The 13,771-nt window shown below is 70.7% G+C and carries 11 protein-coding genes and 1 pseudogene; 8 read left to right on the top strand and 4 right to left on the bottom strand.

Going from position 1 to position 13,771, the window contains the following annotated elements:
• Window positions 1–87: 87 nt before the first annotated feature.
• The gene (locus DMP23_RS04790; protein WP_337820284.1) at window positions 88–924 is read left to right on the top strand and encodes an LLM class F420-dependent oxidoreductase; all 837 of its coding nucleotides are present in this window, start codon (window positions 88–90) and stop codon (window positions 922–924) included.
• A 49-nt stretch (window positions 925–973) separates the two neighbouring features.
• Here DMP23_RS04790 and DMP23_RS04785 read toward each other — a convergent pair whose 3' ends face one another.
• Window positions 974–2,974: an acyl-CoA dehydrogenase gene (locus DMP23_RS04785; RefSeq protein WP_337820283.1), complete on the bottom strand. Its 2,001-nt coding sequence runs from the start codon at window positions 2,972–2,974 to the stop codon at window positions 974–976.
• 164 nt (window positions 2,975–3,138) lie between these two features.
• Between DMP23_RS04785 and kstR the strand changes: the two genes are divergently transcribed.
• The 6 genes from kstR to DMP23_RS04755 all read left to right on the top strand — a co-directional run bounded on the left by kstR (window position 3,139) and on the right by DMP23_RS04755 (window position 10,741).
• The gene (kstR, locus tag DMP23_RS04780) at window positions 3,139–3,771 is read left to right on the top strand and encodes a cholesterol catabolism transcriptional regulator KstR (protein WP_037809922.1); all 633 of its coding nucleotides are present in this window, start codon (window positions 3,139–3,141) and stop codon (window positions 3,769–3,771) included.
• Between the two features lie 502 nt (window positions 3,772–4,273).
• Complete coding sequence (locus DMP23_RS04775) at window positions 4,274–5,107, top strand: transposase family protein (protein WP_337820282.1); 834 nt, start codon at window positions 4,274–4,276, stop codon at window positions 5,105–5,107.
• A 311-nt stretch (window positions 5,108–5,418) separates the two neighbouring features.
• Window positions 5,419–8,154 carry a DEAD/DEAH box helicase gene (locus tag DMP23_RS04770; RefSeq protein WP_337820281.1) on the top strand — a complete coding sequence of 912 codons (2,736 nt, stop codon included), beginning with the start codon at window positions 5,419–5,421 and terminating at the stop codon, window positions 8,152–8,154.
• The gene (locus DMP23_RS04765) at window positions 8,154–9,308 is read left to right on the top strand and encodes an SWIM zinc finger family protein (protein WP_337820280.1); all 1,155 of its coding nucleotides are present in this window, start codon (window positions 8,154–8,156) and stop codon (window positions 9,306–9,308) included. The genes DMP23_RS04770 and DMP23_RS04765 overlap by 1 nt, the downstream gene beginning before the upstream one ends.
• A 58-nt stretch (window positions 9,309–9,366) precedes the next feature.
• Window positions 9,367–10,188 carry an SDR family NAD(P)-dependent oxidoreductase gene (locus DMP23_RS04760; RefSeq protein WP_337820279.1) on the top strand — a complete coding sequence of 274 codons (822 nt, stop codon included), beginning with the start codon at window positions 9,367–9,369 and terminating at the stop codon, window positions 10,186–10,188.
• A 1-nt stretch (window position 10,189) separates the two neighbouring features.
• Entirely contained in the window at window positions 10,190–10,741 is a 552-nt protein-coding gene (locus tag DMP23_RS04755) for a TetR/AcrR family transcriptional regulator (protein ID WP_134668216.1), read from the top strand.
• Window positions 10,742–10,917: 176 nt separating this feature from the next.
• Here DMP23_RS04755 and DMP23_RS04750 read toward each other — a convergent pair whose 3' ends face one another.
• Window positions 10,918–11,628: a helix-turn-helix transcriptional regulator gene (locus DMP23_RS04750; RefSeq protein ID WP_134668215.1), complete on the bottom strand. Its 711-nt coding sequence runs from the start codon at window positions 11,626–11,628 to the stop codon at window positions 10,918–10,920.
• Window positions 11,629–11,770: 142 nt separating this feature from the next.
• On the opposite strand from DMP23_RS04750, the gene folE reads away from it, so the two are divergent.
• A complete protein-coding gene (gene folE / locus DMP23_RS04745) occupies window positions 11,771–12,373 on the top strand; it encodes a GTP cyclohydrolase I FolE (protein ID WP_037809932.1) in 603 nt (200 codons plus the stop codon).
• Here folE and DMP23_RS47980 read toward each other — a convergent pair.
• A pseudogene (locus tag DMP23_RS47980) lies at window positions 12,337–12,468 on the bottom strand (alpha/beta hydrolase); the annotation flags it as partial. The gene folE and the pseudogene DMP23_RS47980 sit on opposite strands and share 37 nt — an antisense overlap.
• Window positions 12,469–12,517: 49 nt before the next feature.
• Complete coding sequence (locus DMP23_RS04740; protein ID WP_337820278.1) at window positions 12,518–13,756, bottom strand: alpha/beta hydrolase; 1,239 nt, start codon at window positions 13,754–13,756, stop codon at window positions 12,518–12,520.
• Between the last annotated feature and the right edge of the window lie 15 nt (window positions 13,757–13,771).

The following is a 13,771-nucleotide window of genomic DNA, read 5'->3' as shown; positions in this document are numbered from 1 at the left end:
GGTGATGATTTAACGCTAGCGGACCGGACCGGTGATCTGTCAACAGCCCGCGGGAATACCTGTCCGATCCGCGGAGTAGAAGGAGGCATGGATTTCGGGATCTCGACGTTCGTGACCGACGAAGGCATCCGGCCCGACGTGCTGGGCGAGGCGGCGGAGGAGCGCGGGTTCGCGTCGCTCTTCCTCGCGGAGCACTCGCACATCCCGGCGAGCCGCGAAACGCCGTACCCCAGCGGGGGCGAGCTGCCGCGCATCTACTACCGCACGCTCGACCCGTTCGTGGCGCTGACCGCGGCCGCGGTGAACACCTCGGAGCTGGTGCTGGGCACCGGCGTCGTGCTGCTGATCCAGCGCGACGTCATCCACACCGCGAAGGAGGCGGCGTCGCTCGACCTGGTGTCGCGCGGACGGTTCGCCTTCGGCGTCGGAGCCGGGTGGAACCGCGAGGAAATGGCCAACCACGGCACCGACCCGAAGACCCGGGGCGCGCTGCTGAACGAGCAGATCGCCGCGCTGAAGGCGATCTGGACGCAGGAGCAGGCGGAGTTCCACGGCAAGCACATCGACTTCGACCCGATCTTCGCGTGGCCGAAGCCGGTGCGGACGCCGCATCCGCCGATCCTGGTCGGCGGTGCGAGCGACGCGGCGCTGAAGCGGCTGATCGAGCACGGCGACGGCTGGATCCCGAACCCCGCGGTGTCGCCGGACGACGTGCGCCGCGTGCGGCAGCAGCTCGCCGAGGCGGGCCGCGGGGACATGCCGTCGCAGCTCTTCGGCGGACCGGCCGACGCGGACGCGATCAAGCAGTACGCCGACGCCGGGCTGGACCACTACGGGATCATGCTGCCGACGCTGCCGGAGGCGGAAACGCTGGCGCTGCTGGACGAATACGCCCGACTCGCCGCTGCTTTCCGCGCCGAGTGACGTGCCGTGAAGGACTCCTCGATCGCCTCGAGGAGTCCTTCACGGACGTTCAGCGGGGGAGACCGAGCACGCGTTCCGCGGCGGCGGAGAGCAGGACCTGCGTGGTGCCGCCCGCGATGGAGAGGCAACGGGTGAGCAGAAACTCTTGCGCCGCTGGGGTTTCCGCGACCAGCTCCGGCGCGAGGTCGAGGGCGAACTCGGCTGTTTCCTGTCGATGCCGCACCCCGAGCAGCTTCGCCACCGACGATTCCGCCCCCGGCCCGAGCCCGTCCAGCCGCCGCAGCGTCGCCCGCAGGTCGAGCACCGAACACGCGCTGCCTTGTCCGATCAACGCGCCGAGCCGGTCGCGATCCACGTCCTCGGGCGCGGATTCCAGCAGCGCCTCCACGTTCTCGCCGACCGCAGAACCGCGGCCCAGCGCGACGCGTTCGTTCGCCAGCGTCGTGCGCGCGAGCTTCCAACCCGCGCCAGGCTCGCCGACGACATCGGCGTCCGGAACGAAGACGTCGTCCAGGAAAACCTCGTTGAACACGCTCCGCCCGGTGATCTCGCGCAGCGGTCGCGTGGTGATTCCGTCGGCGCGCATGTTGACGAGGAAGTACGTGATTCCCTTGTGCTTCGGCACATCCGGGTCGGTGCGGGCGAGGCAGATCGCCCAATCCGCTTCGTGCGCCATCGACGTCCACACCTTCTGTCCGGTCAGCAGCCAGCCGCCGTCGGTCCGGCGCGCCACGGTGCGCAGCGACGCGAGATCCGAGCCGGCACCCGGTTCGCTGAACAGCTGACACCACGTCACTTCGCCGCGGAGCGTCGGCTTGGCGAAGCGTTCGCGCTGGTCGTCGGTGCCGTGCGCGAGAATCGTCGGCACTGCCCAGCCGCCGATCACCATGTCCGGCCGCCGGATGTCCGCCGCGGTCAAGGCGGCGTCGATCCGCAGCTGCGTCGCCGCGTCCGCACCCATGCCGTATGGCTGGGGCCAGTGCGGGGCCAGCAGCCCCGAGTCCGCGAGCGCGGTACGGCGGTTTTCTTCCGGCAGGGCAGCGATTTCCGCGACCAGCCGGGTCACCTCGGCATCCTCGCCGACGTTCACCCCAAGCGTCCGCCGCTTCCCGGCCAGCGCCAGGTCCGCGGCCCGCTGCCGCCACTTCCGGGAACCGCCGAGCCACTGCCGCAACGCCAACGCGCGCCGCAGGTACAGGTGCGCCTCGTGCTCCCAGGTGAACCCGATCCCGCCGAGCACCTGGATGCAGTCCTTCGCGTTCTCGACGGCAGCGTCCAACGCCACCGCCGCAGCGCTCGCGACGGCCAGCGGGTCGCCGACCGACGAAGCCGCGTCCCATGCCAGCGCCTCGGCCGCTTCGGTGCGGCACAACATCTCCGCGCAGAGGTGTTTCACCGCCTGGAAAGCGCCGATCACCTGGCCGAACTGCTCCCGGACCTTGGCGTACTCGACGGCCGTCGTCAGGCACCAGCGCGCCACGCCCGCCGCTTCCGCGACCGCGAGCGTCGCCGCGAGATCGCGGACGTCCGGCAGGTCCAGCACCTCGCCCGGCACGTCGGCCCCGACCCGCCCGAGCGACCGGGAAAAGTCGAAGGGCGCCAACGGTTCCACCGCTGTTCCGGGCGGGCTCAAGACATACCGATCGCCGCGCGGCACGAGCAACCATGATTCGGCGTCCGCGCCAGGCACGGTCGCCGACTCTTCCAACTGCACCGCGACCTGCGCAGTCCCCTCGGCGATCTCGGCGGCGAGCTCCTTCGAATGCTCCGCGAGCAGCAGCCCCGCCAGCGCGGTGCTCAGCAGCGGCCCCGGCACCAGCGCTTCCGCCGCGGCAGCGAGCCCGGCCGCGAGATCTGCGACTGTCCCGTCCGCACCGTTCACCGACGCAGGCAACGCGACGCCGGTAATGCCGAGCGCGGCGAACCCGTCCGGGAGACTGGCCCCCGTGGTTTCGGCCGCGCGCACAGCGGCGACCGGATCGTGTGCCGCCGCCCAATCCCGCACAGCGGCGGCGAGCGCGGTTTGTTCCTCGGTGAGCGCGACCGGCATCGGTCTCCTCCTCGCGGGGTACAGAGCTACTGGCGAGTGTAGAACGTGTTACAGTTTTTCCGCCAGGCGGTCGAGAGTTGAACCTTTCTCCAGGGCAGGTACGCTTAGCCGGAAACTGGAACGAGTTCCGCAAGACGGCTTGCGTGACGACAGAGGGGATTGCGATGCCGGGGAAGGCGAAGACGCCGGCGGCGAAAACGCGGGCGAACGGCCTCGGCGCGATGGGCGAGGAACTGGGCTCCGCGGCCCAGCGGGACCGCCGCCGCCGCATCATCGACGCGACGCTCTCGCTGGCCTCAAAGGGCGGCTACGACGCGGTGCAAATGCGCGCGGTCGCCGAAAAGGCGGACGTCGCGCTGGGCACGCTCTACCGGTACTTCCCGTCGAAGATTCACCTGCTCGTGTCAGGCTTGGCTCAGCAGTTCGAGGCCGCGCACGAAAAGATTCAACGAAGCGCGATCCCCGGCGAAACCCCCGCCGAACGCCTGATGTTCGTCCTGGGCCGCAACACCCGCCTGATGCAGCGCGATCCGCACCTCACCGAGGCGATGGTGCGCGCGTTCATGTTCGCCGACACGTCCGCGGCCGCCGAGGTCGAACTGGTCGGCAGGCTGATGGAAGACATGTTCGCGAGCGCGATGGGCATCGACGACCCCACCGAAGCGGACCGCGACATCTTCCACGTAGTCGCCGATGTGTGGATGGCGAACCTCGTCGCCTGGGTGACCCGCCGCGCCTCCGCTGCCGATGTGGCCAGCCGCCTGGAACTCTCCGTCCACCTGCTGCTGGACAAATAGCCGCGGGCGTGAGGGCCACCCTGAGGGAATCTGATTCCGTGAGGGTTCCCCTCACGCCCCTCGGCGCCCCACGACGGTCCGTGACGGCCGTGAGGGGCCCCTTCCCGGACTTGGATTCCCTCAAGGAGCCCTTCACGGCCCGCTCGCGCCACGTCCGCTCGTCCCGCGCCCACTCGCTTCGCGCCCGCTCACCTCGCGCCCGCTCGGGCTAGCGCCCCAATGCGGCATTGGGTGCGTCCCACGCACCGAACGCCACATTGGGTGCGTCACATGCACCCAATGCCACATTGGGGATTTTTCATCTTGTTGGTGCTGGTTAGGTGGGGTTGACGGGGCTGGTTGTGGTTGTGCTGTAACGGAGTTGCGGGGCGGGCGTGGGCCGGGCGGGAACGCGGCGGAGCCCCCGGATGTTGATCAAGTCGTGACTCGAGAAAAAACGTCCGGGGGCTCCGCTCTCACTGTCTCACAGCAGGTTCTGGCCTCGTATCGCAGCGTGTTGCCGGTGTCGCCGCCCACGATCGCGATGCTGGCCGGGTTGATCGGCCGCCGCCGCCGGGCGATCGGGTCGCGGTGGCGCAAGGCGTCCCCGGCCGAGCAGGCGGTGCTGGTGCTGGCGATGCTGCGCCACGACCAGCGGCTGCTGGACCTGTCCCGCGCCAACGCGGTGTCGGCCGCCACGCTGCGCCGCTGGCTGCTGGAGGCCATCGACCTGCTCGCGGCCCGGGCGCCGCGGCTGGGGCGGGTGCTGCGGCGGCTGGCCGCCCGCGGCGCGGTGGTGGTGCTGGCCGACGGGACCCTGATCCGCACCCGCCGCCGCACCGGCACAGACAATCGCCGCAACTACAGCGGCAAGCACAAACACCACGGCCTCAACGTCCAAGGCCTCACCGACGAACACGGACGGCTGCTGTGGGTCTCGGCCGTGCTGCCGGGCAGGACCGCCGACATCACCGCCGCCCGCCGCCACCGGCTGCGCGACCGCATCCACGCCCACGGCCTGACCCCCGCCGCGGACAAGGGCTACCAGGGCTGGCACAAAGACGTCCGCGACACCCGCCACTGCCCGGACTGCGGCGGCCCCTGCGCGCAGATCGTGCTCACCCCGTTCAAAGCCGAAACCAACCGGCCGCTCACCGAGCCGCAGAAACAGGCCAACAGCGTGTTCAACGCGATGCGCTGCGCGGTCGAGGGCGGCTTCGCCGCCCTCAAAACCTGGCGCGTCCTCGACAAACTCCGCATCGCACCACGCCACGCCACCACCCTCGTCCGCGCCCTGCTCGTCCTCACCCAGCACGAACAAGCCGTCCGCGACACCGCCCAGCCCACCCCGGCCTGACAACTACCACACCCCGTCAACCCGCCATGAACAGCACAAACCAGGATGAAAAATCCCCATTGGGGCGCTAGCCCCACACGATGCGAAACCGCCACCGATGCACTCAACGATCGGTGCACCCACACCACCCCCGCACCCCGATACGAAGCTCTCCTGCGGTCTGAGGGTGCTTGTCAAGGCATCTTTCCCGCCTTGACAAGCACCCTCAGACCGTCAGCACAATCAAGCTTCGGGGTGCCCCGCGCAACCACAAGCGATGTCGCCGCCAGGCGACGAGCAAAACTGTCAGACCCACGAGCTACCGTGCCCCAGTGGAGTTCGACCAGACCACCCAAGCCACCTACCTCCCCTCGGATCCCCCGCGAGAGGGAGTCCTGGCGCTGTGGGGCGACGAGATCGAGGGAGACACCCCGATCCAGCTAGTCCTGCCCGGCGGCGGAAAATTCGCCCGCACCGAGGTAATGGCGAGACTCGTCCCGCTGGAGAAAGCGATCCCCCGCCTCCTCGTAGTACCGGACGAAACCAGCCCAGCCTTGTCAGCCTGGTCAGCAGTAGTCAACGCCGGAGTGAACCTGGTAGCGCGCGGCCGCCTGCGTCCAGCGTCCAGCCCGAGCGGCCTGGGCACCTGGCGAGTAGGCCCCCTCGACGCATCCGACGAAGAACTCCTCCGCGGACTAGCCGCCGCATTGCCGCCCGAAGCACACGCCCTCCCCCTATCCGGCGTGAAACGAATCCGCCTGCACTCACCGGAATCCCTGGTCCGCGCGGTATGGGACGCGGCAGCGGACGTCCTCGTGCGCAGTCCCGCTGCAGCGATCGGCTCCGGCGGCACAGCATTCGCGGAATCACAGCCCACCCTGCTGGACCCAGACGGCGCGGCCTGGCTCACCGAACTGGAAGCCCGCAGCCCAGACGGCGCACAACTGCTGCTGCGGATCGAAGCGACCGACGAGGAATTCGCCGGAGTCCTCGCCGTCCGCTCGACCCTGGAACCGAGCCTGGTCGTCGAAGCGGCCACCCTCTGGGACGCGCCCGAAGCGGTCCTGCACCGGCTGGGCGACCAGGTCGAAACACAGCTCCTGCTGGGCCTGCGGAGAGGCGCCCGAGCCTGGCCGCCGCTGGGCCGGATCCTGTCCGAACCGGCACCGACCACGCTCCCGCTCACCGACGACGAGGTAGTCGACCTGCTCGGCACCGGCGCGCGCGACCTGGGCGGCGCGGGCATCGAAGTCCTGTGGCCCAAGGATCTTTTCGCCGGCGAAGTACGGGCGAAGGCGAGCGTCACGCAGGCTCCGGCGAGCGAATCCGGTCCGGCGTTCCCGCTCAACGGCCTGCTGGAGTTCCGCTGGCGGCTCAGCCTCGGCGGCAGCGAACTCACCGACGAGGAGGTCGCGGCGCTCGCCGAAGCCAAACGTCCGCTGGTCCGGTTGCGCGGGCAGTGGGTGAAACTCGATCCCGCCTTGCTGGCGCGGATGCGGGCCCGGCGCTCGCGGCTCACCGGTGCGGAAGCGCTGGCCGCGGCGCTCACCGGTGAGCTGGAGGTCGACGGCGAACGCGTCGAGTTCGCCCCGCAACCAGCACTGTCGGGGCTCGCCGAGCGGTTGCGGGAAAGGGAACCCGCGCCGGTCGAGGAACCGGCTGGGCTCACCGCCACTCTGCGGCCGTATCAACGGGCTGGGCTCGGCTGGCTCATCGCGATGACCGAACTCGGCCTGGGCGCCTGCCTCGCCGACGATATGGGACTGGGCAAGACAATCCAGCTCATCGCCCTGCACCTGCACCGCCGCGCACAGGCCGCGGGCCCGACGCTCGTGCTCTGCCCGACGTCGTTGCTGGGCAACTGGGAACGCGAGTTCGGCAAGTTCGCGCCGGACGTGCCGGTGCGCCGCTTCCACGGCGGCGGACGGCATCTCGACGACCTGGCCCCGGGCGAGGTCGTGCTCGCCACGTACGGGGTGCTGCGCCGCGACCGGGAGCTGCTGTCCGAAGTGGACTGGGGCATGGTCGCCGCGGACGAGGCGCAACACGTCAAGAACCCGTTGTCCGCCACGGCGAAAGAGTTGCGGCAGGTACCGGCGGCGGCTCGCGTCGCGCTTACCGGCACTCCGGTGGAGAACCGGCTCACCGAACTGTGGTCGCTGCTCGACTGGACCACGCCGGGGCTGCTCGGTCCGCTGGAGAAGTTCCGCCGCACCGTGGCGCGGCCGATCGAACGGGACCGGGACGAGACGGTCACCGGAAGGCTCGCCGCGACGGTCCGCCCGTTTCTGTTGCGCCGCCGCAAAACCGACCCGGACATCGCGCCGGAACTGCCGCGGAAAACCGAGACCGACCGGTACGTCCCGCTCACCGCCGAGCAGACCACGCTGTACGAGGCGGTGGTGCGGGAGAACCTCGCGCAGATCCGGGAAGCACAAGGGGTCCAGCGGCGCGGCCAGGTGCTGAAGCTGCTCACCGAACTCAAGCAGATCTGCAACCACCCGGCGCACTACCTCAAGGAAAGCACCGGCGCGCTGAGCGGACGGTCGGGCAAGCTCGCCGCGTTCGAGGAACTGCTGGACGTCATCCTCGACGAGGGCGAGAGCGTGCTGGTGTTCAGCCAGTACGTGCGGCTGTGCCGGTTGCTGGAGCGGCGGCTCGCCGAACGCGGGCTGCCCACCGCGCTGCTGTCCGGCGAGGTCGGGCCGAAGCAGCGGGACGAGATGGTGGCCGCGTTCCAGTCCGGCGAGGTGCCGGTGTTCCTGTTGTCGCTCAAGGCGGGCGGCGTCGGGCTCAACCTCACCCAGGCCACGCACGTGATCCACTACGACCGCTGGTGGAACCCGGCGGTGGAGGACCAGGCCACCGACCGCGCGTACCGGATCGGGCAGGACCGGCCGGTGCAGGTGCACCGGCTGATCGCCGAGGGCACGCTGGAGGAACGCGTCGCCGCGGTGCTGGAAACCAAGCGCGGGCTGGCCGACGCGGTCGTCGGGGCGGGGGAGGACTGGATCACCGAACTGTCCGACGACCAGCTCGCCGACCTGGTCCGGCTCGGGAGCGGCTGATGCCGCCGCGGCGGACGTTCGGCCACCGGTGGTGGGGCCGGGCGTGGGTGGAGGCGCTGGAGCAGCGCGCCAAACTGGATCCGAACCGGCTGCCGCGCGGGCGGACGTACGCGCGCAAGGGCGTCGTGGACCAGCTGGCGATCAGCGCGGGCGAGATCACCGCGTGGGTGCGGGGAAGCCGTCCGGATCCGTACCGGGTCGCGATCCGGATGCGCGAGTTCAGCGCGTCGGAATGGGACAAGCTGCTCGACGTCGCCGGTCGCCGCCTCGGGCACGCCGCGGCCCTGCTCGACGGCGAACTGCCCGAGGAACTGGCCGTCCAGTCGCGCGAGTCGGGAGCCGACCTGCTGCCCGGACCAGGCGATCTGCGGCCGCGCTGTTCCTGTCCGGACAGCGCGAATCCGTGCAAACACGTGGCGGCGGTGTACTACCTGGTCGCCGACGAGGTGGACGCCGATCCGTTCGTGCTGTTCACCCTGCGCGGCCGGGGCCGGGACGAGGTTTTGGCTCAACTGCGCGAATTGCGGACCCCCAGCGCCGCTCGCCCGGCTCGCGCGCCGGAGGTCGGGCTGACGCCGAAAAAGGCGTACGCACGGCGGATCGCGCCGCTGCCGCCGCTGCCCGCGATCCCCGGCGAACCCGGTCCGCCCGCCGTGCTCGACCTCGACCCGCCCGCGCGCTCCGGCCTGACGTCCGCCGGCCTCGCCGCCCTGGCCGCCGACGCCGCGTCGCTCGCGCTAGACCTGCTGCACGCCCGGGATGCCTTGGCGGACTTGACTTTCGCCGAGGACCTGGCGCGTCGAGCAGCCCGGCCGGGCGCGGACGTCTTCGGGCTGGCCGCTGCCGCCGAGGTCGCGCCGTCGGAGCTGATCGTGTCCGCGCAAGCGTGGCGGGAAGCGGGCCGGAGCGGGCTCGCGGCACTGCGGGACGTGTGGAGTCCCGGCCCCGGACCGTTGGCGGTGGCACGAGCGGAACTCGCGGAGTTGGCGGAGGAGGTGAAGGTGTGGCGCAACCGGGTGACGGCCGGGCCAGTGCAGCTGCGCTACGGACGGGACAGCCGGTGGTACCGATTCGTGCGCGTCGCGGGGCAGTGGTGGCCGGACGGACCTCCGGCCGAGCAGCCGGTCGATCTCGCCTATCCCGCGGAGGGTTGAACCGCTTACGGAGAGCGAAACGAGACGGTACGTCTCGTTTCGTGCTAGCGTCGGCGGCATGACGAGAACATGGGTGATCACCGGAGCGAGCCGCGGCCTGGGGCAGGCGCTGGCTTTGGCCGCGGCGGAGGCGGGCGACCGAGTGCTGGCGACCGTCCGCACGCCGGGCAGCGCGCCGGAACACCGGAACGTCGTGGAGCACGTGCTCGACGTACGGGACCGGGCCGCCGCGCGGGAAACCGTGCAGCGGGCCGTGGCCGAGTTCGGCCGGCTGGACGTCGTGGTGAACAACGCCGGGTACGGACTGGTCGGCATGGCTGAGGAGGTAAGCGAGGAGGAAGCGCGGGACATTCTGGAGACGAACCTGCTGGGCGCGTTGTGGCTGACCCAAGCCGCGCTGCCGGTGTTGCGCGAGCAGAAATCGGGGCACGTCGTGCAGATCTCTTCGGTCGGCGGTGCCGGTTCGGTGCCGGGATTCGGGCTGTACAACGCGAGCAAATGGGGCCTGGAGGGGATGAGCGAGGCGATCGCGCAGGAGGTCGCGGAGTTCGGCGTGCGCGTGAGCATTGTCGAACCGGGCGGGATGGACACCGAATGGGCGACCGGCAGCATGCGGTTCACCGCCCCGAACCCGGCGTACGACGGGTTGCGCGAGCGGATGTTCGGCACGACGACCGTCCCGTGGGCGACCGCCGGCACCGGCGGCGGCACTCCGCCCGCCGAGATCGCCGCGGAGATCCTGCAGCACGTCAACGACCCCGCCGACCAGCGCCTGCGCGTCCTGACCGGTGCCGATGCCCCCGGAATGGTCGCGGCAGCACTGTCCGGACGGCTGACGGATTACCGTCAGGACAAGCGTTTCTCCGACGCGGAGATCTGAGATGGCACGCGCCAGCACCCGAGCCCGAGTGCACGCCGCGGTGCTCTCCCTCGCCGCCGAATCCGGTTTCGGCGGCCTGACCATGGAGGGCATCGCGGCCCGCGCCGGTGCCGGGAAGCAAACGCTGTACCGCACATGGTCCTCGCCCGCCGCGGTGCTGCTTGACGCGCTGCTGGAGCAAAGCCTCGACGCTTCCGGCGAAGTCGCCATCCCGAACACCGGCGATCTTCGAGCGGATCTGGAAACCCTGGTCCGCGGCATGATCGCCGAACTGACTGATCCGGCGACCGACCGCCTGCTCCGCGCGGTGACCGCCGAACTGCAAACCGATCCGGCCATCGGCGCCGAAGTCCTGGACCGCCTGCTGGGCCCGCAACTGCGCGCGATCGCCGACCGCCTGGCCCGCGCCGAAGTCGCATGCCCGGAAGACGGCGCGGAACTGCTGCTGGGCCCGGTTTTCCACCGCTGGCTCCTGCGCACCCGGCCGTTCACGGAGGACTGGCCCGCCGCCCACGTGGAAAGGGTGCTGCGCGCGGTGTCGCCGGGCGGCTAGTTTCGCGTCGGGCACTGCGTACTGCTGAGTGCTGACCGCGCGGTGCCACGGAACAAGGCTGATTCTCCGCAGCAGAACCAGCCCGGAGACGATTCGCGCGCCGCTTGGCGACCTCGCTGGCACCCCTGCGCGGAGATTCAGCCGGGAGCTCGATCCGAACCGCGCGCAGGCCCCGGTCAGCTACCGGCTGACTCCGTCCCGCGAAGCTCCACGCAACACCCGCCATCGCGCGGCGCGACCCGGGCCGTTGTCACCCCCGGTACTTGGAGTCCTTCCACGACCCCGCTCAAGAACCGGTCCGTCATCCCGCACACCAGGTCCGGTGCGCGGCCGGCCAGCGGCTGGAACGGGCAGTTGCGCAGCCGCAGGCACACCGGCGTCTCGCGGTTCGGCTCGAAACCATGCCGGGCCAGAACGGTGCTCGTCAGGGTCAGCCCGCGTTCCGTGCCCAGCCGGCCAGGGCGGGAGCGTTCGCGTTCGGCGGCTCCGGCGGCGGCGCCGTGTCGTCCGGCCTCGCGCAGGGCGGCGTCCCTGGCCGGTTCGCCGGGGGCCGCCGAGGCGACCGCGTCCACCAGGATCGCGGCCAGGACGTCCGGCTGCCGGGGCGGGATGGAGATCGCGAAGTCGGTCGCGGCGGGTTCGTAGACCTTCGGGGCGCGGCCCACCTTGCGGACGCCGCCGACGGTCTCGTAGCGGGCGCGCAGGAGGCCGGCCGTCACGAGTTTGTCCAGGTGGAACGCGGCCAGCTTGCGCGAGATGCCGACCGCCGCGGCCGCCTCCTCGCGCGTCACCGGGCGGCCGGCGTCGCGGATGAAGGCGTACATCCCCCGGCGCAGGTCCTCGTCCAGCGCCGCTACCGCGCGGATGGTCGCCAGGTCACTCGTCACACACCCACGATAACGCCCAGCGAGGTTCCCGGAACCCTCCACCTGGCTTGTTCACCTGGTCACATTGACTCCGCCGGGCAATAAGACAAAGATTTATCGGCGAAACCCTGTCCTGTCGCCGCCTGAAGCCCGAGGATCGCCCATGCAGTCGTCCGGAACCGCCCTCCGCGTCGTCCACGAGCCCGTCCCCGGCTTCGACCTGGCCGCGGCCGAAAACGCTGCGGGGGATTTCCTGCGCGCGCTCGGCATCAGCCTCGACTCGGAGAGCCTGCGCGGCACCCCCGGCCGGATGGCCCGCGCGTACGCCGAGCTGTTCACGCCGCGCGCGTTCGACCTCACCACGTTCCCCAACGACGAGGGCTACGACGAACTGGTGCTGGCCCGCGACATCCCGGTCCGGTCGGTCTGCGAGCACCACCTGCTGCCGTTCATCGGGGTCGCGCACGTCGGGTACCTGCCGGGCGAGCGGATCCTGGGACTGTCGAAGCTGGCGCGGGTCGTCGAGCATTTCGCGTGCCGCCCGCAGGTGCAGGAACGGCTGACGAAGCAGATCGCGGGCTGGCTCGGCGACCAGCTGTCCCCGAAGGGCGTCGGCGTGGTGATCGAGGCCGAACACACCTGCATGACCCTGCGCGGCGTGCAGGCGACCGGCTCGTCCACGGTGACGTCTACCTTGATGGGCACGCTGCGTGAGGATGCCCGGTCGCGTCAGGAGTTTTTCTCGTTGACCGGGGTCAACGCCTGAGCGTGGGCCCAGTCGAGGAAGTGTTCGACTGCGCGGACGACGTGGGCGCTGCGGATTGACGGGAAGACGTCGAACGAGTGCTGCGCCTCCGCGACGGGGCTCGTCGAGGTGGATGGGCACGCTGCGTGAGGATGCCCGGTCGCGTCAGGAGTTTTTCTCGTTGACCGGGGCCAACGCCTGAGCGCGGGCCCAGTCGAGGAAGTGTTCGACCCCGCGCACCACGTGGGCGCTGCGGATTGACGGGAAGACGTCGAACGCGTGCTGTGCCCCGGCGAGTTCCGCATACGCCACCGGATGGGCGGATTTCGCGCGCAACCGGGCGACGAACTCCCGCGCCTCCGCGACCGGGACGAGTGAATCGTGCTTGCCGTGGATCACGAAGAACGGTGGCGCGTCCTCGGCGATCCGGTCCATCGGGGACGCGGCGAGGTAGTCGTCCAGCCGGTGTTCCGGGGCGAACACCCGGCGCGCCATCAGGCTTTCCAGGCGGTACCGGCTTTCCTCCTCGCCGGTCGACGCGGCGATGTCGTACACGCCGTAGTGCGGCACGCAGGCCTGCACGCTCGTGTCCGCCTCCTCGAACCCGGGCTGCAGCGCCGGGTCGTTCTGGGTCAGCGCGAGCAGTGCGGCCAGGTGCCCGCCCGCCGAACCGCCGGTCACCGCGACGAAGCGCGGGTCGCCGCCGTACTCGGCGATGTGTTCGCGGATCCAGGCGAGCGCTTGCTTGGCCGCCACGATGTGCGCCGGCCAGCGCGAGGCGGGGGAGAGCGGGTAGTTGATCGCGACGCAGACCCAGCCGCGGCGGGCGAGGTGGCGCATCAGCGGCAGGCCCTGTTGTTCCTTGTTGCCGATGGTCCACGCGCCGCCGTGGATCTGCAGCAGCACCGGGGCGTCGCGGACGGTTTCGCGCGGACGGTAGACGTCCAGCAGGAACCGTTTGCCGCCAGGGGCGTACGCGACGTTCCGGTCGCGCACGACGTCCGGTTCGTGCATCCGGAACGGCATCAGCAGGCGTCCCCACGGCGTCGAGAAGTCCGAGGGGTTCTCCAGGCTGTCCCGGTAGTCCTCGCCGAGTGCTTCGACGAGCGCGGCCTCGACCTCGAGGCGCGCCTTCAGCGAGGTCCCGATGAGCGACGCGAAACCGGCCGCGGACAGCCCGGCCAGCGCCAGCCCGATCCGGTCGCTCGGGCGGCGGACCCCGTGGCGCGCGACGTGCTGCACGGTGTCGGCCGCGGTGAGCGCGAGCAGGTGCGGCGCGAGTTCGCCGGTGAGCCAGCCGGCGAAGAACACCGGGATCGAGGTCGGCCGCGGTTTCGGCGGCCGCAGGGCGAGTGCGGCGAGACCGAGCTGCGCCGCCCGGCGGGTCACGAAGTCCGGTTTCACCTGCCCGATGCTACC

The sequence above is a fragment of the Amycolatopsis sp. A1MSW2902 genome, assembly GCF_017312175.1.
Lineage (GTDB): Bacteria > Actinomycetota > Actinomycetes > Mycobacteriales > Pseudonocardiaceae > Amycolatopsis > Amycolatopsis nivea.
The sequence above is the reverse complement of the archived record's forward strand: the minus strand, read 5'-3'. Positions and strand labels throughout refer to the sequence as shown.

Excerpts from the sequence above, each read along its gene's own strand:
- DMP23_RS04785 (WP_337820283.1), bottom strand. The coding sequence starts at position 2,974 with ATGCCGGTCGCGCTCACCGAGGAACAAACCGCGCTCGCCGCCGCTGTG.
- kstR (WP_037809922.1), top strand. The coding sequence starts at position 3,139 with ATGCCGGGGAAGGCGAAGACGCCGGCGGCGAAAACGCGGGCGAACGGC.
- folE (WP_037809932.1), top strand. The coding sequence starts at position 11,771 with ATGCAGTCGTCCGGAACCGCCCTCCGCGTCGTCCACGAGCCCGTCCCC.
- DMP23_RS04755 (WP_134668216.1), top strand. The coding sequence starts at position 10,190 with ATGGCACGCGCCAGCACCCGAGCCCGAGTGCACGCCGCGGTGCTCTCC.
- DMP23_RS04760 (WP_337820279.1), top strand. The coding sequence starts at position 9,367 with ATGACGAGAACATGGGTGATCACCGGAGCGAGCCGCGGCCTGGGGCAG.
- DMP23_RS04790 (WP_337820284.1), top strand. The coding sequence starts at position 88 with ATGGATTTCGGGATCTCGACGTTCGTGACCGACGAAGGCATCCGGCCC.
- DMP23_RS04765 (WP_337820280.1), top strand. The coding sequence starts at position 8,154 with ATGCCGCCGCGGCGGACGTTCGGCCACCGGTGGTGGGGCCGGGCGTGG.